Raw genomic sequence first — 23,951 nt, forward strand, 5'->3', positions numbered from 1 at the left:
AAACAGTGAACTTGCTTTACATTTCTGAACGGACCGCAAGGATGAATTCGTACAAAGAATCCCAGGAGTTTTCCGGGATAATACCGGATACGGCAATCTCCTGGTCTGCCAGGGGACTTCTGAAAATGCCATGCTGAAATGCCGCCTCACTGTTTGCATCAAAAACCATTCTTTTCAGCCGGCTTTCCACAGTATCCATATATATTTTTATATTAAAGTATAAAACTGTCTCAAAACATCAGAATAAAAGGTTAATATAATAGAAGAAATTATTAAATTCTCCAAATTCTGCGGATTTTATCCCCTGATTTGCCCTAAAATTTAGATAAAAACCGGCAAAAAAATATTCAAATAATTAGCCATTGACAACTCGGTTAGCATGTAGTAATTTATTTTCGCACCAATAGTTTAAAAGCACTAACATTATCCTTATTTAAGGAGCATATATGCCGTTGACACTAGCCCGGCACGGCAACACATGCGTTATCAAACGGATAACCGGAAAAGATGATACGATCCGGCATCTCGAAAACATGGGCCTCATCATCGGCCATGAGGTGACCGTCATCACAGAAAGCGCCGGGAATCTCATATTAAAAGTAAAAGGCTGCCGGATTGCGGTGGATAAGGCACTGGCGGCACGGATATATATTTAGGAGGATAGGTCAGGATGAAAACATTGCGGAATGCGGAATTAGGCCAGACAGTTACCGTGGTAAAACTCCATGGCAGCGGAGCCGTCAAACGGCGGATTATGGATATGGGTGTGACAAAGGGAACTGAAATATTTGTTCGCAAAGTTGCCCCCCTGGGAGATCCTGTTGAAGTTAATATCCGCGGATATGAGTTAAGCCTGCGCAAAGAAGACGCTGAAATGGTGGAAATAGCCTGAATTAGGAGGAAATAAAGTGGCAGTAACAATTGCGCTGGCGGGAAACCCTAACAGCGGCAAAACAACAATGTTTAATGATCTGACCGGCAGTTCACAGCGGGTCGGAAACTGGCCGGGTGTAACGGTTGAAAAGAAAGACGGAAAACTAAAAACCGACAAGAATGTGATCATACAGGATTTACCGGGGATTTATTCTCTTTCGCCCTACACAATGGAAGAAGTTGTCACCCGGAATTACCTTATCAAGGAAAAACCCGATGCGATTATCGATATCGTGGACGCATCCAATATCGAACGGAACCTGTATCTGACAACACAGCTTACGGAACTCGGTATGCCTGTGGTGGTCGCCCTGAACATGATCGATGTGGTACAGAAAAACGGCGACACCATTGATACAAAAAAACTGGGCAAAATGCTGGGCTGTGAAGTTGTCGAAACATCCGCGATTAAGGGAACAGGCTCCCGGGAAGCGGTTCAGGCGGCGAGGACGCTGGCGTCAAAAAAAGCCGGGTCCGATCCGAAACATACATTTTCCGCCGACGTGGAAAAAAGCCTTGAGGAGATTTCAGATCTTATCCGGGGAAAAATCCCTTCAGACAATATGCGGTGGTATTCCATCAAGGTTTTTGAACGGGACAAGGAAGTAATAAAAGAACTGTCCCTGGACAAAAACACCCGGGAAAAAGCGGAAGGAATAATCAAAGCCTGCGAAGAGAAATACGACGATGACAGTGAAAGTATCATCACCAATGAGCGGTATAACTATATTTCCCAGGTAATACAGGCCTGTGTTACCATAAAAAACAAAGGCTCTCTTTCCACATCCGACAAAATCGACCGGGTTGTAACGAACCGCTGGCTTGCCCTCCCCATCTTTGCGGTGGTTATGTTCCTGGTATACTTTATTTCAATCTCCACCGTGGGAACATGGATGACCGACTGGGTCAATGACAGCCTGTTCGGGGAAATCATCCCTGAAGGCTTCGGCGGCTGGCTGGAAGGAACCGGGATTGCCGTATGGCTGCATTCCCTCATTATGGATGGTATCGTAGCCGGCGTTGGCGCCGTGCTTGGATTCCTGCCTCAGATGCTGGTTCTGTTTTTCTGTCTGGCGATTCTTGAGGACTGCGGATACATGTCCCGCATCGCCTTTGTGCTTGACAGGGTCTTCAGGAAATTCGGACTTTCCGGTAAATCCTTTATCCCCATGCTGATTTCCACCGGCTGCGGTGTCCCGGGAATTATGGCTTCACGGACCATAGAAAGCGAAAATGACCGGCGGATGACCGTAATGACCACCACGTTTATTCCCTGCGGCGCAAAACTTCCCATTATCGCGCTGATCGCGGGAGCGCTGTTTCCCGCTTCAATATGGGTCGGGCCTTCCGCGTATTTCGTGGGTATAGCGGCGGTGATCGTATCGGGCATCATGCTGAAAAAAACAAAGCCCTTTGCCGGTGATCCGGCGCCGTTTGTCATGGAGCTTCCCGCGTACCATCTCCCCAAATTTTCCGGGGTTATCCGCACCATGTTTACCCGGGGATGGGCATTCGTAAAGAAAGCCGGAACCCTGGTACTCATCGCCACAGTAGCGGTCTGGTTCCTCAGCAGCTTCAGCTGGTCCATGCAGATGGTGGATACCGAAGAATCCATGCTGGCAGGTATCGGCAATGTGATCGCTCCGATATTCAGCCCCCTCGGCTGGGGAGACTGGAGAGCGGCGGTGGCAACCTTTACCGGTTTAATTGCCAAGGAAAATGTTGTGGGAACCTTCGGTGTCCTCTACGGTTTTGCGGAAGTTGCCGAGGACGGCGCCGAATACTGGCCCATGCTGGCGGCGGCCTTCACCCAGCTTTCAGCCTACTCCTTCCTGCTTTTCAACCTTCTCTGCGCTCCCTGCTTCGCGGCCATGGGTGCCCTGCGCCGGGAGATGATGTCAGGGAAATGGACCGCCTTCGCAATCGCCTATCAGTGCGTATTTGCCTATGCCGTATCCCTGATGGTGTTCCAGTTCGGTACGCTCTTTACCGGCGGCGGTTTCGGGGTCGGAACTGTCGCGGCTATACTGGTCCTGGCTCTGATGCTGTATCTGCTGTTCAAAAAACCCTGGACTCCTAAACAGCAGATGGAATTGGGACTCCAGGGAGCGGACTGATAATGGCGGCGACCATAATTATCGGGGCAATCGTACTGCTGTGCATTGCATTAGCGGTGCGCAGCCTGATTAAATCCCGCAACAAAGGCGGCTGTGACTGCGGGTGCGGAGGATGCAGCCCCGATAAGCATTGCGGTAAATAAGGGAAAACGGAGGGACGGCCTGAAGCACCCTCCGTTTTTTTTAGGCTCAAGAGGATCTGAGTTAATTAGTAAGAAATGACTCTTCTTTAATTAATTGCAATAATATTACATATATCATATAATTTCGCTGAAAAATATTTACGGTTCTGAGAAACAATGAAAACAGAAAACAACCGGGAAGCGGAGCGGCTTCCGCCGCTAATTGAACATATTCCGGCGGTAATTTTTAGGCTTTCCCATAAAGAAGATTCCTGGCACACGTGGTTTGTCTCCCATAATATTTCAATGTACGGCTACAATGCCGAGGATTTTTTTGCGGACCGTATCCGCTGGCTCGATATTGTCCACCCCGATGATCGGGTCCTGGTAAGCAAAACCGTCAGTGATTACGAAGCAAAAAACATCAATTCATTCAAACTTTATTACCGTCTGATCGCAAAGAACGGGGATTCGTATCCGGTAACCGAATACAACACGGTAAACAGGGACGATGCCGGGGTTATCATCTGCTATGACACGGTAATTACCAGCAATACCCAGGGTGAGGATAACCTGCGGCTGATCAAAGACCATCTCCGGCAGCAGATAGTGCTCAATGATATTCTGATGAGCCTCCATGATTCCGATCCGGACCATGCCCTGCAGATTATTCTGGACCGGACCGGCGCTTACCTGGACACAAGCAGGGCGCTGCTTTTCAAGGACAGCCCCGATCATACAACCTGCAAAATTGTGTATGAATGGTGCAACAAAGATATTGCCTCCGTGATGGCACTGGATTACAGTATCACCTATGAAACCAGCATGCCTGAGATTTACGTCGCCCTCCAAACCACCGGCAATCTGCTGATTAACTACGGGGAGATTCCGGAGAACTGCCGGGAAGAATTTGAGGCGGAAGGACTGGTCGCTTCGGCGATCTTTGCGGTATATCTAAACGGAAACCATTACGGTTTTGTCTGCTTTGACGACTGTGTGGTTGAGCGGCAGTGGGACGATGATACCATCCGGTTTCTTAAAAATATTTCAAACCTTATATCCACGGTGCTCGCGAAACAGAATGCCGCGGAAAAACTCGCCCAGAACCGGAAAACCTATGAAGCCGTTCTGAACAATGTCGATTCATATATTTTCGTCACCGACCCTGCAAACGGGGAAATTATCTACGCCAACCGCTCATTCCGGACAGCGGTCAATGAGGACTGTACCGGCAAGAAAGCCGGAAACTACCTGAACACAGGGATATGCGGTTCCGGATCCTCAGAGGCAAATGCGGAAGGGAACGGGGATTACCAGGAACTGTACTGGGAACGGACCGGCGAGTGGCTGGCTGTTTCATCGGAAGAGATAACCTGGATAGACGGCAATAAGGCAAGACTGTTCAACTGCTATGATATTACCGCGAAGAAACGGTTTGCCGAAACCCTGGAAAAAAGAATTGAGGAGCGGACCGGCGAACTCAAGCTGATGTCCGAAGAAGCGGAACGGGCAAAGGAAAAGGCTGAAGAAGCGGCCCTGGCAAAGACCCAGTTTCTGGCGAACATGTCCCATGAGATGCGGACGCCGATGAACGCCATCATCGGTATGACGACCATGGCAAAGAACACCTCCGATACGGAACGCAAGGATTACTGCATCGGCAAAATTGAAGAAGCGTCGACCCATCTCCTTGGGGTTATCAATGATATCCTGGACATGTCAAAAATCGAAGCCAATAAACTGGAGCTCTCCTTCGGGGATTTTAATTTTGAAAAAATGCTGGTCCGCATGGCCAATGTCATCAACTATACCGTTGGAAGGAAAGGCCAGACCTTCCATGTCACTGTTGACAGCACTATTCCCTTCTGTCTGTACAGCGATGAACAGCATATCGCCCAGGTAATCACCAATCTGCTCTCAAACGCTGTCAAGTTTACCCCAGCCGGCGGGACTATCACCATGTCGGCGCGGATGATTGGGGAGGAAGACGGGGTCTGTTCCATTGAAATAGCCGTATCCGATACGGGAATCGGTATTTCCGGGGATGAACAGAAACGGCTGTTCCGGTCCTTTGAACAGGCTGATTCCGGGATCTCGAGAAAATACGGGGGTACCGGACTGGGACTGGCAATCTCACAAAGTATTGCCGCCATGCTGGACGGCGAAATCACGGTACAGTCAGCGCCCGGCAAAGGCTCAACCTTTGTATTCAACTTTAAAGCCCGGCGCGGCAAAACAGAACAGCGGACCACCCTTGATGAGGATATACACTGGGACAATCTGCGGATCCTCGCAATTGATGCGGCACCGGAAGTGCGGACTTTTTTCACAAACCTCGCGGGAACTCTCCATTTTTCATGCAGCACCGCGGCGGACAGTTCCGAAGCCCTGGAAATAATCAAAACCTCCGGAGAAAATTTTCATATTATCTTTATGGACTGGAACCTGCCGGAAGTAAACAGTTTCGCCCTGGCAAGACAGATCCGTGAGTACGGTGATTTTCTGATCATCATGGTATCCGCGGTTGAGTGGAGTGATATAAAAACGGAAGCCCAGGAAGCCGGGGTCGACCGCTTTATCACAAAGCCGCTCTTCCCTTCTTCAATCATTGACTGTATCAGCGGCTGTCTGAGCAGCAAAGCCGCCGCCGGCCAGTCTCTGGACAGACAGCAGGAGATTGATTTTTCGGGCAAGCACATTCTTCTGGCGGAGGATGTGGAAATCAACCGGGAAATTGTCATTTCTCTTCTGGAACCTACCGGTATCTCCATTGACTGCGCGGAGAACGGAGCCGAAGCGGTAAGCATCTTCAGGGCAAACCCGGAAAAATACGATGCCGTCTTTATGGATATCCATATGCCTGTCATTGACGGATACCAAGCAACCCGGGAGCTCCGGGCGCTGGATCATCCGCGGGCAGCAAAAATTCCTATCATCGCCATGACCGCTAATGTGTTCAGGGAAGACATAGAACAGTGTCTTGCCTGCGGCATGGACGACCACGTCGGGAAACCCCTGGATATGGAAGAAGTAATATCAAAACTGCAGAAATATCTGGGGGTATCCCAGTTCCGGTAACCCCGTACAGTTTCAGCCGGAGCTGTCCCGCGGTCCGCTGCCGGGAACCGATAAGGGAATCCAGTCCGGATTCGCGGTAAAAACAATATCGATGTCACTGTATTTCCAGTAACGCTTGATGGTGAGAATCATATCCTTGCGGATCTTATCCACCTTCCGCACCATGGTGTTGTCATCTTTGAGAAATACATAAATTACCATATAGAGATTGCGGCCCCGCTTGGTGGAATATATCTCGAACCCTTTGAAATCATTTTTTTCCACATAGGACCGAACAATTTTTTCAAGCTCCTGCTGAATTTCCTCCGGCGCCGCGGCAACAAGCAGTTCCCGTATGTTGGCGATAAACTGGCTTACCAGGGTGGGAATAAGGAAGAGTACGAGGATGATAGTCACCGCCGGATCCACGTATACCGCGTAGGGAGCCAGGGTGGTTTTTCTCATGATCATCATAATCAAAAAGGCAATAAGCACCGAAAGGCTTAGAAGCGTGTCGTTGAGCCAGCTCCGGTATTCCGCCGCCAGCAGGGCCGAATGCTGCTGCCGGGATATTTTTCTGAGCATAACGGTGACAAAAGCGCAGCCTCCCACGGAGATCACCGAATAAATCAGGATAAAGGAAACCTCCACCTGGTTTCCGCCGCTCATGATGGAAAATACCGCCGTGCACAGCAGGGCGGTATTCATAATAAGCATAACCGTGGTTCTGATGATGATAAAGAACGGCTCAAAGGATCCGAAGCCGAAGGGGAAGTCCTTGGTATCCGCCCGGGTAACCAGCTTTACAATTTTCAGGGAAGTAAGCGTAAAGAGGGTTGAAATAAATGAGTACAGTCCGTCAAAAAGCACTGAAGTTGACTTGGCCAGTGCTGCGGTAAGGATCCCCAGGAGGGCAAAGAAAAAATTGAGGATGGTGGCGATTTTCATCACCGATGATTCGTTATACTGCTTCATACATTGACTCCGCCGGTCTTAACGGCTGATCTAGGTCTGGCCTGTTTCCGCGTTGGCTGCAGCCAGTATACCCTGGATATGTTCCGGGGTCACCATCCCCTGGCTGAACATAATCAGAGCCCTGAGGGGTAGGTCTCCCAGCATCCGCTGCACCATCCGGCTTATCCCATCATCACCGGAACCGCTTTCCATAACGGTTCCCATGTTCCGCCCAATCTGCTCCAGAAGGACGGCTCCGGCCTTGGTCCCGGCAATTTCCCCAAGGGTGGTATTAACGGTATAGGGTTCACCGGGAACGCGGTTCTGGGCCGGCAGCGGTTTTCCGCAGAGTTCCTAAAAGGCTTCCCGGGAAATCTCCAGGGGAAAGCCGGGATGGCTATATTCATCGGGAACCGGAATATCCGGCGGAACAGCTCCGTCAATGGAGACCGGCGCCGTGCAGCGGATATCCCTGCTGGAGGCTGCCGCGGCCAGAATGTATTCCCCGGCCTCCGTAATCCATTCACCCTTCTGCGGATTGTAATACGCAAAAGCCCTGGGCCCCAGGGTAACGGAAAGGTTTTTCTCCTCCCCTGCCTGAAGGTAAACCTTTCCGAAGGCCCGGAGTTCCCGGACGGGACGGAAAACCTTCGTGTTTTTTGGAGACACATAAAACTGAACGGCTTCGGCTCCGGCCCTGGTTCCGGTGTTTTTTACGCGGACCGAGGCCGTCACAGAACCGCCAGCCTGGGATACCGTGAGATCGCCGTATTCAAAGGCGGTGTACGACAGGCCATACCCAAAAGGAAAGAGTACATCCGCCTCCGCCGCGTCATAGTACCGGTATCCCACGTAAATACTCTCCCGGTACTCTACCGTTTTTTCTCCCCCGGGAAAATTTCTGAAGCTGGGATTATCCTCCAGCTTACGGGGAAAGGTTTCGGCCAGTTTGCCGCAGGGATTGGCGTCACCGAAGAGCAGATCCGCTGACGCCGCCGCGCCGGCCTCGCCCGCCAGGTACAGCATCAGCAGGGCTTTGGCATGGGCCAACCAGGGCATTTCCACAGCGCTTCCCCCGGAAAGGAGAACCACCGTATTGGGATTGACCCGGGAGACGGCTTCAAGAAGGGCAATATGGCTTTCCGGGAGGCGAAGATGGTCCCGGTCAAAGCCCTCGCTTTCATAGGATTCCGGGAGGCCGATACAGACCACCGCCGCTTCCGCTTCCCTTGCAGCGGAAACCGCCGCCTCGATCAGCCCCGGATCCGGCCGGTCATCTTCGGAAATATACCCCGGCGCGTACGTAAAGGGTATTCCCCGCGCTTCAAGGATACCGCAGAGATTGTCCACCTGCCGGGGGTTGATACGGCTGCTGCCGGTTCCCTGGTACCGGGGTGTTTTTCCGAACACCCCGAGGACCGCGATTTTTTTTGTTTTATCCAGGGGAAGAACGGCCCCATCGTTTTTCAGAAGCACCGCAGATTGGGCAGCCGCTTTCCGTGCGAGTTCGTGGTGGGCGTCTCCGTCATAGGTATATCCCGGCTTCCGGCTGTCCTTCGCGGCCAGGAGCAGGGAGATGATCCTGACTGCGGCGGTGTCCAATACTGACTCCCGGAGCCGGCCTTCGGCAACCGCCGCGATGATGGCTTCATCGCTGGCAGGTCCGGTGTAGGGCATATCCAGGTCAAGCCCGGCGGCAAGTCCCTGGACCCGGTCCACCGTTGCCCCCCAGTCGGTCATCACAGAACCTTTAAAGCCCCACTCCGTCCGGAGAATGTCCGTGAGCAGCGTTTTATTCTGGCTGGCGAATTCACCGTTAACCTGGTTGTAGCTGCACATCACGGTCCAGGGCCGGGCCTGTTTTACGGCAGTTTCAAAACCGGCCAGATAAATTTCCCGGAGCGCGCGCTGATCAACGACTGCGTCAATGACCATCCGCCGGGTTTCCTGGTTGTTTACCGCGTAGTGTTTGAGGCTGGTACCGATGCCTTTGCTCTGGATACCTTCGATCAGAGCCGCGGCCATTTGACCCGTAAGACAGGGGTCCTCGGAAAAATACTCGAAATTTCTGCCGCAGAGGGGGCTGCGCTTGATATTGACCCCGGGTCCCAGAATGACAGCCACATCCTCCTGGAGGCATTCCTCCCCCAGGGCTTCTCCGATTTCCCGGAGCAGCGCCGGATCAAAGCTGCAAGCCGTGGCCGCGGCGGTGGGGAAACAGGTGGCCGGGACACTCCGGTTTATCCCCAGATGGTCGCTGCTGCCTTCCTGTTTGCGCAGGCCATGGGGCCCGTCGGTAACCATTATCCGGGAAAGGCCCAGGCGTTCTACACCTTTCGTATGCCAGAAGTCGCTCCCGCTGCAGAGACCGGCTTTTTCTTCCACGGTCATCTGCGCCGCAAGTTCTTTGGCTTTCTTTTCATATTGCTTCATACAGCCCCCTCCGTAACATGCTGAACTAACGGATAAAATTCGTCCTGGCCGGAGGTTCCTGTTCCGGGAATGGTACGCCCGCCTTGATCCCGGCGTCCCGGCATTTGAGAAGCCAGGCCATGTTCCGCCCCAGGGTCCGCATGATCTGGAGTCCCTCCAGATCCCGGACCACATCTTCGGGGGTGGATCCGTGGACCATATTCCAGTACTGGGATGAAACCACGGGCATCTGGGAAATGGTAAAGTACTTAATCAGCTGGTCAAAGGCAGCGGTTGTCCCGGCCCGCCGGGCGGAAACCACCCCGGCGGCGGGTTTGAGGAAAAAAAGATTTCTCCCGGAGGACCCGTTGGCGTAAAACGCCCGGTCCATGAAGGACGTGATCCCCCCGGAAGCGGCGGCGTAATGGACCGGAGTACCAAAAATAAAACCGTCCGCTGTCCCGGCCATATCCAGGAAGACGTTCACCGTATCGCTGAATACGCAGCGGCGGAGCTCCCGGCATTTTCCGCAGGCAATACATCCGGAAAGGGGTTTATTTCCTATGTGAAATATTTCCGCGTCGACACCTTCGTGTTTTATGGTCCGGGAAACTTCTTCCAGGGCCGTATAGGTGCAGCCCCGTTCGCGGGGGCTGCCGTTTACCAGCAATACCTTCATATATTCTACCTCTGTTACAGACTTAATTTTACTATAACAGAGTTCCGGAATTATGCAAGAATTCCAGCGGTATAAAATGACGCGGATTTAAGAATAAAAACGGAACGGAACTTGAATATTAGCCTTTGCCGTCCTGAAAGGACGGGTACAGGGTCATGCCGCCGTCCACATAGAGGGTTATTCCGGTAACGTATTTCGATTCAGCCGAAGCGAGCCAGGCGGCGGCCGCGGCCGCGTCTTCGGGATCGCCGATTCTTTTCATGGGAATCATATCCGTGGTCTGCTTAAGCGCCTTCGGGTCGGAGAATTTTTCGGCATTGATGGGAGTATTCATTGCCCCGGGCCCAATGGCGTTGATCCGGATATTCCGGGACGCGTACTCCATGGCGATGCTTTTGGTAAACATCCCCACCCCGCCCTTGCTGGCGGCGTAATGGGCGAAGGTTGGCCATGGAATGATCTCATGCACCGAAGACATGTTGATGATATTCCCCGGAACACCGCGGCCAAGAAAATATTCCAGAGCGTATTTTGAACCGAGGAACACCCCCGTGAGGTTAACCCCAATGACGGTGTTCCAGTTTTCCAGGGACATCTCATGGGTGGGAACCTGGTTCTCCACCCCGGCGTTGTTTACCCAGATGTCGAGCCGCCCGAAATTGGCGATGGAAGCATCCAGAAGGCTGCGGACACCTTCTTCGGTACTGATGTCCGCCTGGGCCGCCACGGCATTCCCGCCTATAGCCCGGATATCCCGGACAGCCTGATCAGCGCCGGCCTTGTCCGAATGGTAATCTACCACCACGGAAATCCCTTCCCGGGCGAAGCGTTCGGCCACGGCTTTGCCCAGCCCCCTGGAACCGCCGGTGATCACCGCGGCCTTACCTTTCAAATCATCGTACACGTTTTTTACCTTTGTAAGAAAAGCCCCGGCGAACCGGGACAAATAAGATTTTTATACCAGTCCGGATTTTTCCAGCATTTCGTAAATGAAGGTCCCCTTGGCCTTTTCCAGTCCCTTGTGTTCCAGCCACCGCAGGATAAAGGGCAGTTTGATTTCGGTGATCTTCTTCTTGTCCAGCCATTCATGGGAAGCGGAGAGAAGGATACGGAGATCGAAGGCGGACGCGAAGGTTTCAGGTACACCCCGGTCCACATTGAGCAGCGTATAGACCGCTTCCATGGCGGTGCGTACCGAATACTCCGTGGTGAATACCGTATCCCGCTCGGTCTCGGAGAAGTTTCCGATAAAAGCAAGATTTACGCTTCCCTGGGGAACAACCAGCGGCCGGTCGCCTATCCGCCGGGGCATGAAATAGGACATGACGTAGGGCATCATCACCGGCACGGTGTTGGTGGATTTCTCCGCCAGTTCGGGAATCTGGTTTTCGGGAACGCCCATGTGGTAAAGCCATTCCTGAGCGATCTCGATGCCGGTACATTCGCTGGCGGTTTTCTTGACGTAATCACCGGGAACATCATTGAACAGGGCGTAGAACCATACCACCAGTTCATTTTTTCCCTGCTTGTGGAAATGGGGCTGCCGGTTCAAAGTCCAGCTTAAGAGCCAGCTGGAATCCTTGACGGTAACAATCCCGCCGGTAACCACCGTTCCAGCGAAGGGATCCCGTTTGCAGATTTTTTCTATATAAGGAGGAATCTTGTCGTCCAGGGTGGTTATGGTGGCGGAGATGAATTTCGTCTTGGGAATGTCCCCGCAGAATTTCGCCGGTTTGCCGAAGGCAGGATCTTTGGCAGCCAGAGTCTGCCAGAGGCCCCAGCTGCCGCCGGGGGAGGAATTGAGTTTCGCCGGGGTTTTGTGGTCCCCCAGGGAAGAACTTTCGGTGATGCTGCCGTTGGTTACGAAGACCAGATCGTTTTCCGTAAGATTGATGGAACCGTCCTTGCCGTCCTGGGTGTAGAGGATTTTTTTGGCGGTCTTTTTACCCCCGGAAAGATCCATTTCAATATCCTTTACAATAGTACTGAACATGAACTGGACGCCGTTCTTTTTGAGGTAGTCCACCAGGGGCAGCACCAGGGATTCGTACTGGTTGTACTTGGTGAACTTGAGGGCGGATAAATCGGGGAGTCCGTCCAGGTGATGGATAAAACGCATAACGTAGCGGCGCATTTCCATGGCGCTGTGCCATTCCTCAAAGGCGAACATACTCCGCCAGTAAAGCCAGAAATTGGATTTGAAGAAATTTTTGCCGAAGACCTCATTGATTTTTTTGTCGTTCAGGGATTCTTCCGTGGCGAGGATAAGTTCCACCATTTCCTTGGTAGCCGTTTCGTCCAGGGTGAATTTCCCCAGATCCGGCGCGGGTTTGCCCTTTTCAATAGTGGCCCGCATGTGGGAATAGTTGGGGTCCTTCTTGTTGAGCCAGTAGAATTCATCCAGAACCGAAGCGTCTTTTACGTCCAGAGATGGGATCGAACGGAAAAGGTCCCACAGGCATTCGAAGTGGTTTTCCATTTCCCGGCCGCCCCGGATGACCCAGCCCTGGGGCTCGCAGATACCGTCCAGGCTTCCCCCGGGGATTTTCAGCTGTTCCAGAACATGGATATTCTGCCCTTTCATCTGGGCATCCCGTACCAGGAAGGCCGCTGCCGCGAGACCCGCCAGCCCTCCGCCGATAAGATATGCGGATTTATTATCCACCCCTTCGGGTTTTACCGGGCGCGCAAAGGCTTCAAAATTTCCGTTACTGTGATACATAATGGACCTCTTTTTTATTTATTATCTTTAATACCTAATTTAATCGTATAATTAAAGCCTAAGCGTATTTTTATTCATTGTCAAACCGCCAAATACTTCCCGAAAAATACCGGACACAAAAAAACCGGCCTTCCGGCCGGCTTCGGATATGCGGACCCTGTTACGCCAGAATTTTTTCCAGATCTTCCCGGGCAGTTCCGATGGGGGTCAGGCTGAAATTCTCCGACAGGTAGTTCAGTACGTTGGGAGACACAAAGGCCGGGAGCGTCGGGCCGAGGCGTATATTTTTAATACCCAGAGCCAGCAGGGTAAGAAGAATCACCACCGCCTTCTGTTCGTACCATGAAAGGACCAGGGTCAGGGGAAGGCCGTTTACGTCGGTGCCGAAGGCATCCGCCAAAGCTGATGCTACTTTGACGGAGCTGTACGCGTCGTTGCACTGCCCCATATCCATGATCCGGGGAAGCCCGCCGATCTCGCCGATGTCCAGATCGTTGAACCGGTACTTGCCGCAGGCCAGGGTCAGAATCACCGTATCCTTGGGGGTGCTTTTCACGAATTCGGTGTAGTAGTTCCGGCCGGGCTTGGCTCCGTCGCAGCCTCCCACCAGGAAGAAATGTTTGATATCCCCGGATTTTACGGCCCCGATGACCTTCTCGGCCGCGCCCAGTACGGTACCGTGGCCGAACCCCGTGGTCACTTCCGTGCCGCCGTTTATCCCGGTCATGGGATGGTTTTCCGTATAGCCCCCCAGCTCCAGGGCTTTGTCGATCACCGGGGTAAAATCCTTTTTATTTCCGATGTGAACCATGCCGGGATAGGCAACCACCGCGGTGGTAAAAATCCGGTCCCGGTAACTGTCCCTGACCGGCATGAGGCAGTTGGTGGTAAAAAGTACCGGCGCGGGAATGCCGTCAAATTCCTTCTGCTGACTCTGCCAGGCGGTGCCGAAGTTTCCCTTTAAATGGGGGTATTCCTTAAGCTTGGGATATCCGTGGGCGGGAAGCATTTCCCCGTGGGTGTATATATTAATGCCTTTGCCCTTGGTCTGTTCCAGGAGGAGTTTGAGGTCATGGAGATCATGGCCGCTGATAACGATAAATGGCCCCTTCTCCACGGCCAGAGGGACCGTCACCGGAACCGGTGTGCCGTAGGTTTCGGTGTTGGCCTTGTCCAGAAGTTCCATACATTTTAAATTAACCTGACCGGTTTCCATTACCAGGGGGAGCAGGCTTTCCATAGTCCCCTCGCCGCCGATTGCAAGCAGGGCTTTGTAGAAGAAACCGTTCACCTCGGGATTGGTATAGCCCAGGGCCGCGGCGTGATGTGCGTAGGCGGCCATGCCCCGGAGCCCCAGAAGGATCAGGGTCTTGAGAGACCGGATATCCTCGTCAGATTCCCAGAGACTAGCCATGTCGTAATCTTCAGCCTTTGCTCCCAGGGCTTCCTTTTCCATAAGCACCCGTGAAATCTGGCTCCGTACGGATTCATCGTCAAAGTTAACATTGGTTACGGTGGTAAAGAGGCCGTCGATTACCGCGCTGTCCGCGGCAGCCCCGGGGCTTTTTCCTTTTGACGCCCGCGCAAGTCCGATGAGCGCCCCGGTGAGGGCATCCTGCAGAACGGCGGTATGATCCGGTTTGCCGCACACCCCGGCTTTGCCGGTGCAGCCCTTTCCGCCCGCGGTCTGTTCACACTGAAAACAAAACATTTTATACTCCTTTTTTTACATACTATAAAGAATAGGTAAAAATCACGGTAAAATCAAAAAATGATTCGGCGCAAAAAACTCAGTCTTCCAGAATTCCGCCGCTGACGGAGATGGTATGTATCTGCCAGGGAATAGTCCGACCGCTTTTCTGCAGGGCGGTCTTCACCGCCTGGACAATACCGCCGCAGCAGGGAACTTCCATGCGGACCACCGTAACGCTTTTGATATCGTTCTGTCTGAAAATTTCCGTAAGCTTTTCCGCGTAATCCCCGTCATCCAGTTTTGGGCAGCCGATGAGGGTGATCCGGTTTTTCATAAACCGTTCATGGAAATTCCCAAAGGAAAAGGCGGTACAGTCCGCGGCAATGAGCAGGTTGGCATCCTTAAAATACGGGGCGTTTACCGGAACGAGCTTGATCTGCACCGGCCACTGGCCCAGGCGGCTGGGAAGCGCTTCCCCGGAAGGGTTTGAATTCTTGATCCGCTCTTTCTCTTCCCGCTTGAGAATTGCCATCCGGCTTCCGGGACAGCCGGAAAACAGCGCCTCGGGCTGTCCTGCGTTCCGGGCGGCAAGGTGTTTCCGTACAGCGTCCTCGTCGTAGTCCGCGGCTTCCCGCTCCTCGAAGCTGATAGCTCCGGTTGGACAGGCCGGGAGGCAATCTCCCAGACCGTCACAGTAATCGTCACGGATGAGCCGGGCTTTGCCATCCTCCATGGCAATCGCCCCCTCATGACAGGCAGCGGCACAGAGGCCGCAGCCGTTGCACTTCTCCCCGTCAATCCTGATGATTTTCCGTATCATAAAGCTCTCCTTGCTTCCTGTTTTCAGATTATTTGAATGGACGCCTCTCCGTTCCCTTCTTATATATAATACTTGTATTATGGTTCCAAGTATGTTGCAGATGCAACATACAGATTTTTTTCCGGGGTTACTATAAACGGAAAGGAGTGAAAACCAATGAAAGCAGGATTAATCCGGTGCATGCAGACCGAAGAACCGTTGCAGTTGCAGCACAAGAAAAATTTAAGTATTTTTCAGATATGAACGTATCCGCAGCGGTTTTGAGACAGTTCCCCCTCTTCGGGCATATCCGGACCGAGGATATCCCGGCGGTCCTGAAATGTCTGGGCGCCCGGGAAAAAGAATACCGCAAGGGACAGTTTCTCTCCTTCTCCGGAGACGACATCCGCTACGCCGGGCTCGTCCTGGAGGGAAGCATTCACATGGTCAAAGAGGATCTCTGGGGGAACAAATCCATTTTTTCCGTTATGGGGCCGGGAGCTTTCCCGGATGCGGGATGACGGGCTTCTGGAATACGACAGGAACTGCTACACCTTGAGGGGAAAGGATTCCGAAGGTTATAAAGATTTCCTAAAAGAGTTCCGGCCCCGCCGCGGGTTTGCCCAGGCGCCGTTCCGTAATACGGTCATCCGGCCGGGGATAATCGCAGAGCATGGGAGAATCCGGGTCGTAGGTTCCGGCTTTGTCTGACGCGCTGTCGTGGGAATGGTTTGCGTAGCAGTACACGCAGCCGTTCCTGCAGGTATTGTAGGAACCGATATCCACACTGGGGACGCAGTAGCATTCGGTCCGCTGTCCAGGGTCTTTTCCCGGGGATATGCTCCGGCCGCTTACGCGGGAAACCAGGGCCGCGTCGATACAGCCCAGGGGCTTGAGACCGGCGGCGGCAAGGTCCAGGTTTCCGCATCCCCCCAGGCTTATCCCGTGGGCTTTCCCTATTTCAGCAAAATCCTGGACCAGCCTGAGTTTTTCCTGCTCCGGAACATCCGTTATGCCCATGGCATTCATCCGGGGTGTTATTTTCGCGTACAGGTCGAGGAAGCTGATCCGGCACAGTTCCGTGCGGCCCTCCAGATGGCGGGCGAACTTCTCAAAATACGTGCGGTGATGGTCGGGGGTGTAGCCGCGGCCAAGCAGCACCGGACTGTAGCGCCATACGGTCCGTTCGGCGCCGATAGTACCGGAGAGTTTTCTGAAGGTGTCCAGAAGCCGGGCTTTTTTGGGAAGCCCCCCTTCAATATCCTCTCCGTAGGCATTGACCGTAAACTGTATGAAGTACGGATACGGATCGAGGGCCGTAAGCTCCGGAAACATGGGTTCGGGATTCTTTGTCCAGAACGCGATACAGTCAATGGTTTCCGGCGACAGGGAAACCCGGCTGACCTGACGGCGGTTCATGGGGTTGCGCACCAGGGCATACCCCTCCCGAAGGCGGCGGAGGAACCAGTCAAAATAAAAACGGGGTATATCCGTACGCCGGGATACACTGAGGATCATACGGCTCCCTGTCAGCGCCCGACCGGCACGTACTGCTTCATCTTGGCAATCATCTCATCGGCGTTAACCGGTTTTCCGATATGGTCGTTCATGCCCGCTTCCAGGCAGCGGTCGATGTCCTCCCGGAAGACGTTGGCGGTCATGGCTATTATGGGAATGGCCGCGGCCCTCGGTATATGGGTCTTGCTCCTGATAATCCGGGTCGCGGAATATCCGTCCATAAGGGGCATGTGAATATCCATAAAAACCAGATCGTAATCGCCGCCGCTCTCGTCAAAGAGTCCGCAGGCGGTCTGGCCGTTTTCGGCTTCCGTAATTTCTATGCCCGTTTCTTCCAGCATGGCTTTGATAATCTCCCGGTTTACTTCCACATCCTCCACAAGAAGCAGTCTTCTCCCGAGGAAAATATCGGCATTGGATATACCGTTGGCCTGGAGCTGGTCCACCGGCTTTGTCCGTTCCCCGAAGCATCGGTTGATGCAGTCAATAATCGGCGAAGGCAGCAGCGGCTTTGAGATAATATATTCTATTCCCGCCGAAGCGGCTTCTTCAGCGTTCGCGCGGTCCCCGGCGGATACCATAATTACGGAGACGGGTTCAGCGGATTGGGCCCTGATTTTCCCGACCAGTTCCATTCCGGTCATATCCGGCAGAAGCCAATCCACAAAAACCACCTGGTAAGGCTGTTCCCGGATTTTTTCCAGAGAAGCCTGTCCTGACCGTACGGTATCGCACGCGATACCCAGGGAATCGGTGATCGCGTCGAAATACCGGAGCACATCTTCGGAGCCGTCCGCCGCCAGGATCCGGACCTTGCTCCAGTCCACGTTGGGGCTCAGGTGGCTGGAACGCGTGGCGAACCCCCGCTTAACCCGGATGGTAAAGGTAAAACCGGAACCTTTTCCCGGAACGGAACGGACCGATATTGATCCGTCCATCATTTCGACAATGGTTTTTGAAATGGCCAGCCCCAGGCCGGTTCCGCCGAAACGCCGGGTGATACTGCCGTCGGCCTGCTCAAATGAACGGAACAGACGGGACTGCTCTTCTTCGGTCATACCGATTCCTTCATCGGTTACTTCGAAGCACAGAGTGCAGTACCCGTCTTCCTCTCCCAGGGATTTGACCGACAGGGTAATTCGGCCCCCGTTGGGGGTAAATTTTGCGGCGTTCGAAAGCAGGTTCGTTATTACCTGGGCAAGGCGCTGCTGGTCCGCGACAATGGAGGTGGGGACATCGGTATCCACCAGGATGGTAAAATGCTGCCCCTTCTGTTCAAAACGGAAATTATTGACATTCGTTACCCGCTGCAGCATGTACTCCAGCACGAAATCGGAATTCGACAGATCGAATTTTCCCGCCTCTATTTTGGACATATCCAGGATATCGTTGATCACACCCAGCAGATGAACCGAGGCATCGTCGATGCTGCCCAGACACTCCCGGATCCGTTCGATACTGTCACTTTTTAAGGCAATGCCCGTCATACCGATGATGGCATTGATGGGCGTTCTGATTTCATGGCTCATCCTGGAAAGGAAATCACCCTTTGTTTTGCTGGCGTATTCAGCCTGATCCTTCGCGGCGACCAGATCCTCTTCCAGTTTTTTCCTGCCGGTGATATCCATGGCCTGCTGCATATGAACCAGCGCGCCGTCGGTCCATTCGATCATCGATTCCCGGTTGTGGAACCACCGCCCGGTGCGTTCGTGCCGGTAATCCCATTCAATGGGCGTATCGGGTTTTTCATAAAGCTGCTGAAGCGGACAGAACTCACACCGGCTATTGTATCCGTGGAGCGCCTGCCAGCATGGCTGGCCCGTAGGATCGTAGTCGATGGCGTAGCCTTTTTTCATTTTATCATTGATAAATATAATATGATCCGTATCCGGTGCCGTAACAAGCAGCTGGACATCCATTCCGCGGAGAATTTTTATGAAGCTGTCGTTACTCAGTTTTTTTTGAACAGATTCCATTGGACAACCTTTCGCATTTATGACAGGATTGACGCAGCGCAAATAAATAGCTGACTTAAAGTATACTTTATTAAAATACACCAAATCTAGTTCTTAATAAGAAAAATTTATAGAATAATCGAAAAAATACCGGGAAACGACCGCGATATCCCATACCGGCTGCCCAGACAGGTATTCTCCATGCTTAGCGGCTGGGTGTCTTGTTTTTTTTTACGATTCGCTATATAAATTTTAGGTCAATTTCTTAAATTTACGGCAGGAAATTGGCGTAAAACGAGGTGGTCGTTAATGGGGAAAACCGGCAGGGGTTTCTTAAAAAGCGTTTTCTGGGTTGTTTATGCCTGCTCACTGGTATATTTTTTACTCCCCTCCGGTCTGGCCGACACGATTAAAACCCCGGTTTCACTTCCAAAGGAAACCCTTACCGCGGATATAGAAGATCCGCTCTACGGTATGGGGATGCAGTACCCTGAAAACCTGGAAAGCCTCGACGTACCGCCGGAATCGGATTACCTGATTTCGGGGATCCCCGAACCGGAAGCGTATTCACGGCCGCAGCCGATACTGTATACGGCCTATACCGTTAAGCAGGGGGATATGATCGGTGAACTGGCGGCTGATTTCGGGTTAAATCAGGATACGCTGATTTCCGTGAATGATATAAAGAATTCCCGGCTCATCCAGATAGGACAGGCCCTTAGAATACCTAATCAGGATGGGGTGCTCCATACGGTAAAAGCGGGAGAAACTTTGCAGGGAATTGCCGAAAAATACAGCGCCGATTCATCAACCATCATCCTGGCAAATGAATTATTCTCCGAATCCGCCAACGCCGGAACCGCGCTTTTTATTCCCGGTGCCCGGATGCAGAGTGTCGAACTTCAGGAAATAAACGGCGATCTGTTCATCTGGCCTGTCCGGGGTTATATCACGTCACCGTATGGATACCGCGGCAGTCCCTTTACCGGGGTCCGCCAGTTCCACACGGGGATTGATATCCGGGCCGCCACCGGGACACCCATCAAGGCGGCCATGTCCGGGCGGGTCATATCCACGGGATATGACAACATCATGGGAAACCACGTCGTCATCAGCCACCATTCGGGATACCGGACCCTGTACGCCCATTTGAACGTTATCCGCACCAAAGCCGGAAACTACGTCCGCACCGGTGACCATATCGGCGATGCCGGAAGCACCGGCCTGAGCACAGGTCCCCATCTGCATTTTACGGTCTACAAAAACGGGGTCACCGTTAATCCGCGTCTTCTGATGAACTGAACTATCCTGTATGAACACCCCGATTATTTACGAAACCCATCGGCTGTATACCCGGGAAATAAACACCGGCGACATGGAATCACTATCGGCGATTCTTCAGGACCCCGAGGTAATGACCGCGGCATCGCCATGCCCCATTACGCTTTTTCCGCTACTCAACCTTGAACCGGGAAATCTCCTTAACCAGGGTTTCAATATGGCCTTTGTTTTCTTCGCTGATTTCATTGACCCGGGTTACCGCGGCATTAATCTGATCGGCGCCGGTGGCCATTTCGTTCATTCCGTTGGATATTTCCTCGGTCACCCGTCCCAGATTTTCACTCTCGTGGATAACTTCCTTACTGCCCTGGAGCATTTCCTCGGACCCGGTTTTAACCTGCTGGGTAATTACGTTGAGGTCCTCAATGGCCTCAAGGATCTGCTGGCTCCCCCGGCCCTGTTCTTCCATGGCGTTGCGGATATTTTCTTCCTGCTCCGCCACGGTTTTGATCCTGGTATCCATGGCTTCAAACCGTTTCAGCACTTCTTCGGCGGACAGGGAAATTTTATCAATATTTTCCGTTATTCGTTTTAAAACCACGGATATCGTTTTCGACTGTTCTCCGGATGATTCCGCAAGTTTCCGGATTTCATCGGAAACCACGGCGAACCCCTTACCCGCGTCCCCCGCATGGGCGGCTTCTATGGCCGCGTTCATTGAAAGCAGGTTGGTCTGGCTCGCGATGTTTTCAATCACCGCGTTTATTTCCAGCAGGCCTTCGGACTCCTTGGATATTTCCTGGATATCCACGGACATTCCCTGGAGGCTGCTCCGCCCGACATCAGAAGCTTCGGTTAATTCTTTGACGTTTTCCTCATTCTTCATAAGTGTCTGGGTCACGCTGGAGATATTCGCGAGCATTTCCTCTATGGCGGAAGATGACTGGGCGACACCGGCGGCCTGGCTTTCGATATGGTCATTGAGCCTTTCAATATTTGACACAACCTGTTCCATGGTCGAATTGGTTTCGGTTACACTCGAAGACTGGTTGATGGTCTGGCCTTTGATAGCCTGTATGTTCGCGGTTATCTCATTAACCGCGGCGGCGGTCTCGGTCATATTCGACGCCAGATCCGTTCCGATATCGGACAGATCTGAGGATTGGCTTTTTATTACCACAATAACATTCTTGATCTTTTCGATAGTAAGGTTGAAATAATGGGCCATGTCGCCGATTTCATCTTTGGAATGGATATCCAGGGACTTTGTAAGATCCCCCTCCCCTTCGGAAATATCCTTAAGCAGTGAGGCCATATATACAATCGGTTTCATGACTCTGCTGATGATAAAGTATATCACGAACATAAGTATCAGCACAGCGCCTATGCCAAGGCCAATGGTAAATTGGGTTATTTCCCTGAGAGGCGCAAAGACCCGGTCATAGGGTACGGCAATCATGAAGCCCCAGGGGGTGTCGGTATGGCCTACCGTAAAGGGCGCCTCAACTATTTTCATATTTGATTCGGTGATTATATAATCGACGGGCCGTCCGTCCCGGACAGCGTCGGCTAAAGTATTGATATTACCGCCCTGCAGTTCCCGTTCCGTGTCCCGCATCTGCAGGCCCAGATTTTTTTCATTGTAGTGTGCCGCCACAATACCGCTGTTGCTGAACATGGCTGCGAATCCTTCGTCATAGGGGTGTATTCCGGCGACGGTCCGCTGCAGATACTCAATACTGACGGTTATTCCCACACCGCCGATGATTTCCCCGTTCCGCTCAACGGGAGACCAGACATCCACCACCATGGTTTTCCGCCCCTGGATTGTGCGGAAGACCGGGTCGAGGATTAACTCCCCGTTCAGTTTTGCCAGTATTTCCCGGTAATCGGTATACGCCCTGAATTCCACCTGGCCGGTGTTGGTTTCCCGGGTATACCAGGAAATATACTGCCCGGAAGCGTCGGTTCCCGGAGTGTTTGCGTACTGAGCATCGAGGCCGTCAAGGAGATTCGGATAGAATACGCCCGCTATGGCTACAAAATTCGGATTGGACTCCAGCACGCTTAGCATAATGCCGTTATAGGTTTCCCGCCGTCTGCCCGCTTCAAAAATTTCGGTGCTGTCCAAAATCTGCGCCACCGTACGGGCGGCGTCAATGTAAACTTCCAGCTCCCGGGACATGGTTTCGGCGTACTTTCCGGTAAGATTGATAATACTTTCCCTTGCCGCGGCCCGCTGCAGTGTCCGGGAACGCATCAATATCATTGTTGATATTGACGCAACAACGACAATCATCAGCAACGTTACGATTCCGCTTAATCTGAATTTCAGTTTCACAGTATTCTCCGATTTTTTTTAAATATTCTCTACAACAAGAAACAATTATTTAGCAGTAAGCTATGCGGAAGGATGAACAAAAGTAGAGCTTTACTATTTAATTAATATATTTTTCAATCTTTTCATAATTTTAGCTTATTGACAGGGATTATCAAGGTTTTGACATAAAAAAATGTAATTTTACCGGTTTCCGGGCCGGCCGCGGTTTGAGGCCGCGGAACTGTTTTTCCATGACACTCTAGACAGTTATTGTCATTAAAAACTATAGTGTCTGCAGCAGCCTTTAAACGGAGTGAACCATGAAGATTGCAATTTACGGAGCAGGATCCCTGGGAACAATTCTGGGGGCGTATCTTACCAAAGCAGGGACCGCCGCGGACCTGGTCAACCGCAACCGCGCGCATATTGAGGCGCTTCGGAAAAACGGGGCCCGGGTTACGGGAACCGTGGAGTTTACCGTTCCGGTAACGGCGCTGCTGCCCGAGGAGATGACCGGTCCCTACGATGTGATTTTCCTCCTGACAAAGCAGCTGGATAACGAAAACGTCGTTCGTTTCCTTGCCCCCTTCCTTTCCGAAAACGGGGTTATCTGTTCCATGCAGAACGGCATTCCCGAACCGCTGATCGCGTCGATTATTGGAGCGGAAAAAACATTAGGCTGTACCATCGGCTGGGGCGCGACCCTTCTCGGACCGGGGGTGGCGGAACTTACCTCCGAACCGGACCACGAAAGCCTCTCCTTCAGCCTGGGGCGGCTCACGGGCCCGGTGGATGATACGGTCCGGGAAATAAAAAACATTCTGGAAATTATGGGCCATGTCGATATTGATGAAAATTTTATGGGTGCCCGGTGGACGAAGCTTCTGATAAACGCCACCTTCAGCGGTATGGCAACCGCCCTGGGATGCACCTTCGGGGAAGTGGTGGACAATAAGGAAGCCCGGTCCGCGGCCCACCGGGTCATGAAGGAATGCTTTGACACCGCCAAAGCGGCGGGAATAAAACTGGAGCCCCTCCAGGGTAAAAATCTCTCACTGCTCTTTGATTACCGCGGCGGGTTAAAACGCAGAATCGCGTTTATGCTGCTTCCCGCGGCAATGAAGAAGCACCGCAGGCTTAAACCCAGCATGCTTCAGGATATTGAAAACGGAAAACCAACGGAAGTCGATGCCATCAACGGCGCGGTAAGCCGGGCCGGCAGGGAAGCCGGAGTACCCACACCGTTCAACGACAAAACCGCGGAAATAATTCACGCCATTGAGGCGGGAACCATAAAGCCTTCCATGGACAACCTGGCGCGGTTTTCCGGGATTTCCTGACCGCCGGAATAGAGCGGCGGCGGTCAGGTATTATGTTTCAGCGGGTTTT

Annotated in this window: 20 protein-coding genes; 8 read left to right on the forward strand and 12 right to left on the reverse strand. The window is 52.5% G+C overall.

Going from position 1 to position 23,951, the window contains the following annotated elements:
- Positions 1 to 16 precede the first annotated feature (16 nt).
- Positions 17 to 169 carry a hypothetical protein gene (locus JFL75_RS08070; RefSeq protein ID WP_215626171.1) on the reverse strand — a complete coding sequence of 51 codons (153 nt, stop codon included), beginning with the start codon at positions 167 to 169 and terminating at the stop codon, positions 17 to 19.
- 277 nt (positions 170 to 446) lie between these two features.
- Here JFL75_RS08070 and JFL75_RS08075 point away from each other — a divergent pair, with 277 nt between their 5' ends.
- From JFL75_RS08075 to JFL75_RS08095, 5 genes are all read left to right on the forward strand, one after another.
- Positions 447 to 656, forward strand: a complete 210-nt coding sequence (locus JFL75_RS08075) for a FeoA family protein (protein WP_215626172.1) — start codon at positions 447 to 449, stop codon at positions 654 to 656.
- A 14-nt stretch (positions 657 to 670) separates the two neighbouring features.
- Complete coding sequence (locus JFL75_RS08080) at positions 671 to 892, forward strand: FeoA family protein (protein WP_215626173.1); 222 nt, start codon at positions 671 to 673, stop codon at positions 890 to 892.
- A gap of 16 nt (positions 893 to 908) precedes the next feature.
- Positions 909 to 3,050, forward strand: coding sequence for a ferrous iron transport protein B (gene feoB / locus JFL75_RS08085; RefSeq protein ID WP_215626174.1), 2,142 nt, complete (start codon positions 909 to 911; stop codon positions 3,048 to 3,050).
- A gap of 2 nt (positions 3,051 to 3,052) precedes the next feature.
- Entirely contained in the window at positions 3,053 to 3,193 is a 141-nt protein-coding gene (locus tag JFL75_RS20965; protein WP_215626175.1) for a FeoB-associated Cys-rich membrane protein, read from the forward strand.
- Positions 3,194 to 3,349: 156 nt separating this feature from the next.
- Positions 3,350 to 6,250 (forward strand): response regulator, encoded by a 2,901-nt coding sequence (locus JFL75_RS08095; protein WP_215626176.1) that lies wholly within the window; start codon positions 3,350 to 3,352, stop codon positions 6,248 to 6,250.
- Positions 6,251 to 6,262: 12 nt separating this feature from the next.
- On the opposite strand, the gene JFL75_RS08100 is transcribed toward JFL75_RS08095, so the two are convergent.
- From JFL75_RS08100 to JFL75_RS08135, 8 genes are all read right to left on the reverse strand, one after another.
- The gene (locus JFL75_RS08100; RefSeq protein ID WP_215626177.1) at positions 6,263 to 7,204 is read right to left on the reverse strand and encodes a cation diffusion facilitator family transporter; all 942 of its coding nucleotides are present in this window, start codon (positions 7,202 to 7,204) and stop codon (positions 6,263 to 6,265) included.
- Between the two features lie 30 nt (positions 7,205 to 7,234).
- Entirely contained in the window at positions 7,235 to 7,408 is a 174-nt protein-coding gene (locus tag JFL75_RS08105) for a hypothetical protein (RefSeq protein ID WP_215626178.1), read from the reverse strand.
- A gap of 129 nt (positions 7,409 to 7,537) precedes the next feature.
- Positions 7,538 to 9,616 (reverse strand): glycoside hydrolase family 3 C-terminal domain-containing protein, encoded by a 2,079-nt coding sequence (locus JFL75_RS08110; protein ID WP_215626179.1) that lies wholly within the window; start codon positions 9,614 to 9,616, stop codon positions 7,538 to 7,540.
- Positions 9,617 to 9,641: 25 nt separating this feature from the next.
- Positions 9,642 to 10,274, reverse strand: coding sequence for a flavodoxin family protein (locus tag JFL75_RS08115; protein WP_215626180.1), 633 nt, complete (start codon positions 10,272 to 10,274; stop codon positions 9,642 to 9,644).
- Positions 10,275 to 10,392: 118 nt separating this feature from the next.
- A complete protein-coding gene (locus JFL75_RS08120; RefSeq protein WP_215626181.1) occupies positions 10,393 to 11,178 on the reverse strand; it encodes a glucose-1-dehydrogenase in 786 nt (261 codons plus the stop codon).
- A 51-nt stretch (positions 11,179 to 11,229) separates the two neighbouring features.
- Positions 11,230 to 12,996 carry an oleate hydratase gene (locus JFL75_RS08125; protein ID WP_215626182.1) on the reverse strand — a complete coding sequence of 589 codons (1,767 nt, stop codon included), beginning with the start codon at positions 12,994 to 12,996 and terminating at the stop codon, positions 11,230 to 11,232.
- A 160-nt stretch (positions 12,997 to 13,156) separates the two neighbouring features.
- The gene (hcp, locus tag JFL75_RS08130; protein WP_215626183.1) at positions 13,157 to 14,707 is read right to left on the reverse strand and encodes a hydroxylamine reductase; all 1,551 of its coding nucleotides are present in this window, start codon (positions 14,705 to 14,707) and stop codon (positions 13,157 to 13,159) included.
- 79 nt (positions 14,708 to 14,786) lie between these two features.
- Positions 14,787 to 15,509, reverse strand: a complete 723-nt coding sequence (locus JFL75_RS08135; RefSeq protein WP_215626184.1) for an ATP-binding protein — start codon at positions 15,507 to 15,509, stop codon at positions 14,787 to 14,789.
- Between the two features lie 239 nt (positions 15,510 to 15,748).
- Here JFL75_RS08135 and JFL75_RS08140 point away from each other — a divergent pair, with 239 nt between their 5' ends.
- The gene (locus JFL75_RS08140; protein WP_215626185.1) at positions 15,749 to 16,009 is read left to right on the forward strand and encodes a cyclic nucleotide-binding domain-containing protein; all 261 of its coding nucleotides are present in this window, start codon (positions 15,749 to 15,751) and stop codon (positions 16,007 to 16,009) included.
- A 70-nt stretch (positions 16,010 to 16,079) separates the two neighbouring features.
- On the opposite strand, the gene JFL75_RS08145 is transcribed toward JFL75_RS08140, so the two are convergent.
- Together JFL75_RS08145 and JFL75_RS08150 are read right to left on the reverse strand one after the other, a co-directional pair.
- On the reverse strand, positions 16,080 to 17,006 hold the full coding sequence (locus JFL75_RS08145; protein WP_215626186.1) for a DUF1848 domain-containing protein: 927 nt from the start codon (positions 17,004 to 17,006) through the stop codon (positions 16,080 to 16,082).
- 11 nt (positions 17,007 to 17,017) lie between these two features.
- A complete protein-coding gene (locus tag JFL75_RS08150; RefSeq protein WP_215626187.1) occupies positions 17,018 to 18,982 on the reverse strand; it encodes a response regulator in 1,965 nt (654 codons plus the stop codon).
- 288 nt (positions 18,983 to 19,270) lie between these two features.
- Between JFL75_RS08150 and JFL75_RS08155 the strand changes: the two genes are divergently transcribed.
- Positions 19,271 to 20,263 (forward strand): peptidoglycan DD-metalloendopeptidase family protein, encoded by a 993-nt coding sequence (locus JFL75_RS08155; RefSeq protein WP_215626188.1) that lies wholly within the window; start codon positions 19,271 to 19,273, stop codon positions 20,261 to 20,263.
- Between the two features lie 151 nt (positions 20,264 to 20,414).
- On the opposite strand, the gene JFL75_RS08160 is transcribed toward JFL75_RS08155, so the two are convergent.
- Positions 20,415 to 22,583 (reverse strand): methyl-accepting chemotaxis protein, encoded by a 2,169-nt coding sequence (locus tag JFL75_RS08160; RefSeq protein ID WP_215626189.1) that lies wholly within the window; start codon positions 22,581 to 22,583, stop codon positions 20,415 to 20,417.
- Between the two features lie 299 nt (positions 22,584 to 22,882).
- On the opposite strand from JFL75_RS08160, the gene JFL75_RS08165 reads away from it, so the two are divergent.
- Positions 22,883 to 23,902 carry a ketopantoate reductase family protein gene (locus JFL75_RS08165; RefSeq protein ID WP_215626190.1) on the forward strand — a complete coding sequence of 340 codons (1,020 nt, stop codon included), beginning with the start codon at positions 22,883 to 22,885 and terminating at the stop codon, positions 23,900 to 23,902.
- The last annotated feature ends 49 nt before the right edge of the window (positions 23,903 to 23,951 follow it).

The sequence above is a fragment of the Breznakiella homolactica genome, assembly GCF_016616095.2.
Classification (GTDB): domain Bacteria; phylum Spirochaetota; class Spirochaetia; order Treponematales; family Breznakiellaceae; genus Breznakiella; species Breznakiella homolactica.

Excerpts from the sequence above, each read along its gene's own strand:
- JFL75_RS08070 (WP_215626171.1), bottom strand. The coding sequence starts at position 169 with ATGGTTTTTGATGCAAACAGTGAGGCGGCATTTCAGCATGGCATTTTC.
- JFL75_RS08075 (WP_215626172.1), top strand. The coding sequence starts at position 447 with ATGCCGTTGACACTAGCCCGGCACGGCAACACATGCGTTATCAAACGG.
- JFL75_RS08080 (WP_215626173.1), top strand. The coding sequence starts at position 671 with ATGAAAACATTGCGGAATGCGGAATTAGGCCAGACAGTTACCGTGGTA.
- JFL75_RS20965 (WP_215626175.1), top strand. The coding sequence starts at position 3,053 with ATGGCGGCGACCATAATTATCGGGGCAATCGTACTGCTGTGCATTGCA.
- JFL75_RS08095 (WP_215626176.1), top strand. The coding sequence starts at position 3,350 with ATGAAAACAGAAAACAACCGGGAAGCGGAGCGGCTTCCGCCGCTAATT.
- JFL75_RS08100 (WP_215626177.1), bottom strand. The coding sequence starts at position 7,204 with ATGAAGCAGTATAACGAATCATCGGTGATGAAAATCGCCACCATCCTC.
- JFL75_RS08105 (WP_215626178.1), bottom strand. The coding sequence starts at position 7,408 with ATGGGAACCGTTATGGAAAGCGGTTCCGGTGATGATGGGATAAGCCGG.
- JFL75_RS08110 (WP_215626179.1), bottom strand. The coding sequence starts at position 9,616 with ATGAAGCAATATGAAAAGAAAGCCAAAGAACTTGCGGCGCAGATGACC.
- JFL75_RS08115 (WP_215626180.1), bottom strand. The coding sequence starts at position 10,274 with ATGAAGGTATTGCTGGTAAACGGCAGCCCCCGCGAACGGGGCTGCACC.
- JFL75_RS08125 (WP_215626182.1), bottom strand. The coding sequence starts at position 12,996 with ATGTATCACAGTAACGGAAATTTTGAAGCCTTTGCGCGCCCGGTAAAA.
- hcp (WP_215626183.1), bottom strand. The coding sequence starts at position 14,707 with ATGTTTTGTTTTCAGTGTGAACAGACCGCGGGCGGAAAGGGCTGCACC.
- JFL75_RS08135 (WP_215626184.1), bottom strand. The coding sequence starts at position 15,509 with ATGATACGGAAAATCATCAGGATTGACGGGGAGAAGTGCAACGGCTGC.
- JFL75_RS08140 (WP_215626185.1), top strand. The coding sequence starts at position 15,749 with ATGAACGTATCCGCAGCGGTTTTGAGACAGTTCCCCCTCTTCGGGCAT.
- JFL75_RS08145 (WP_215626186.1), bottom strand. The coding sequence starts at position 17,006 with ATGATCCTCAGTGTATCCCGGCGTACGGATATACCCCGTTTTTATTTT.
- JFL75_RS08150 (WP_215626187.1), bottom strand. The coding sequence starts at position 18,982 with ATGGAATCTGTTCAAAAAAAACTGAGTAACGACAGCTTCATAAAAATT.
- JFL75_RS08155 (WP_215626188.1), top strand. The coding sequence starts at position 19,271 with ATGGGGAAAACCGGCAGGGGTTTCTTAAAAAGCGTTTTCTGGGTTGTT.
- JFL75_RS08165 (WP_215626190.1), top strand. The coding sequence starts at position 22,883 with ATGAAGATTGCAATTTACGGAGCAGGATCCCTGGGAACAATTCTGGGG.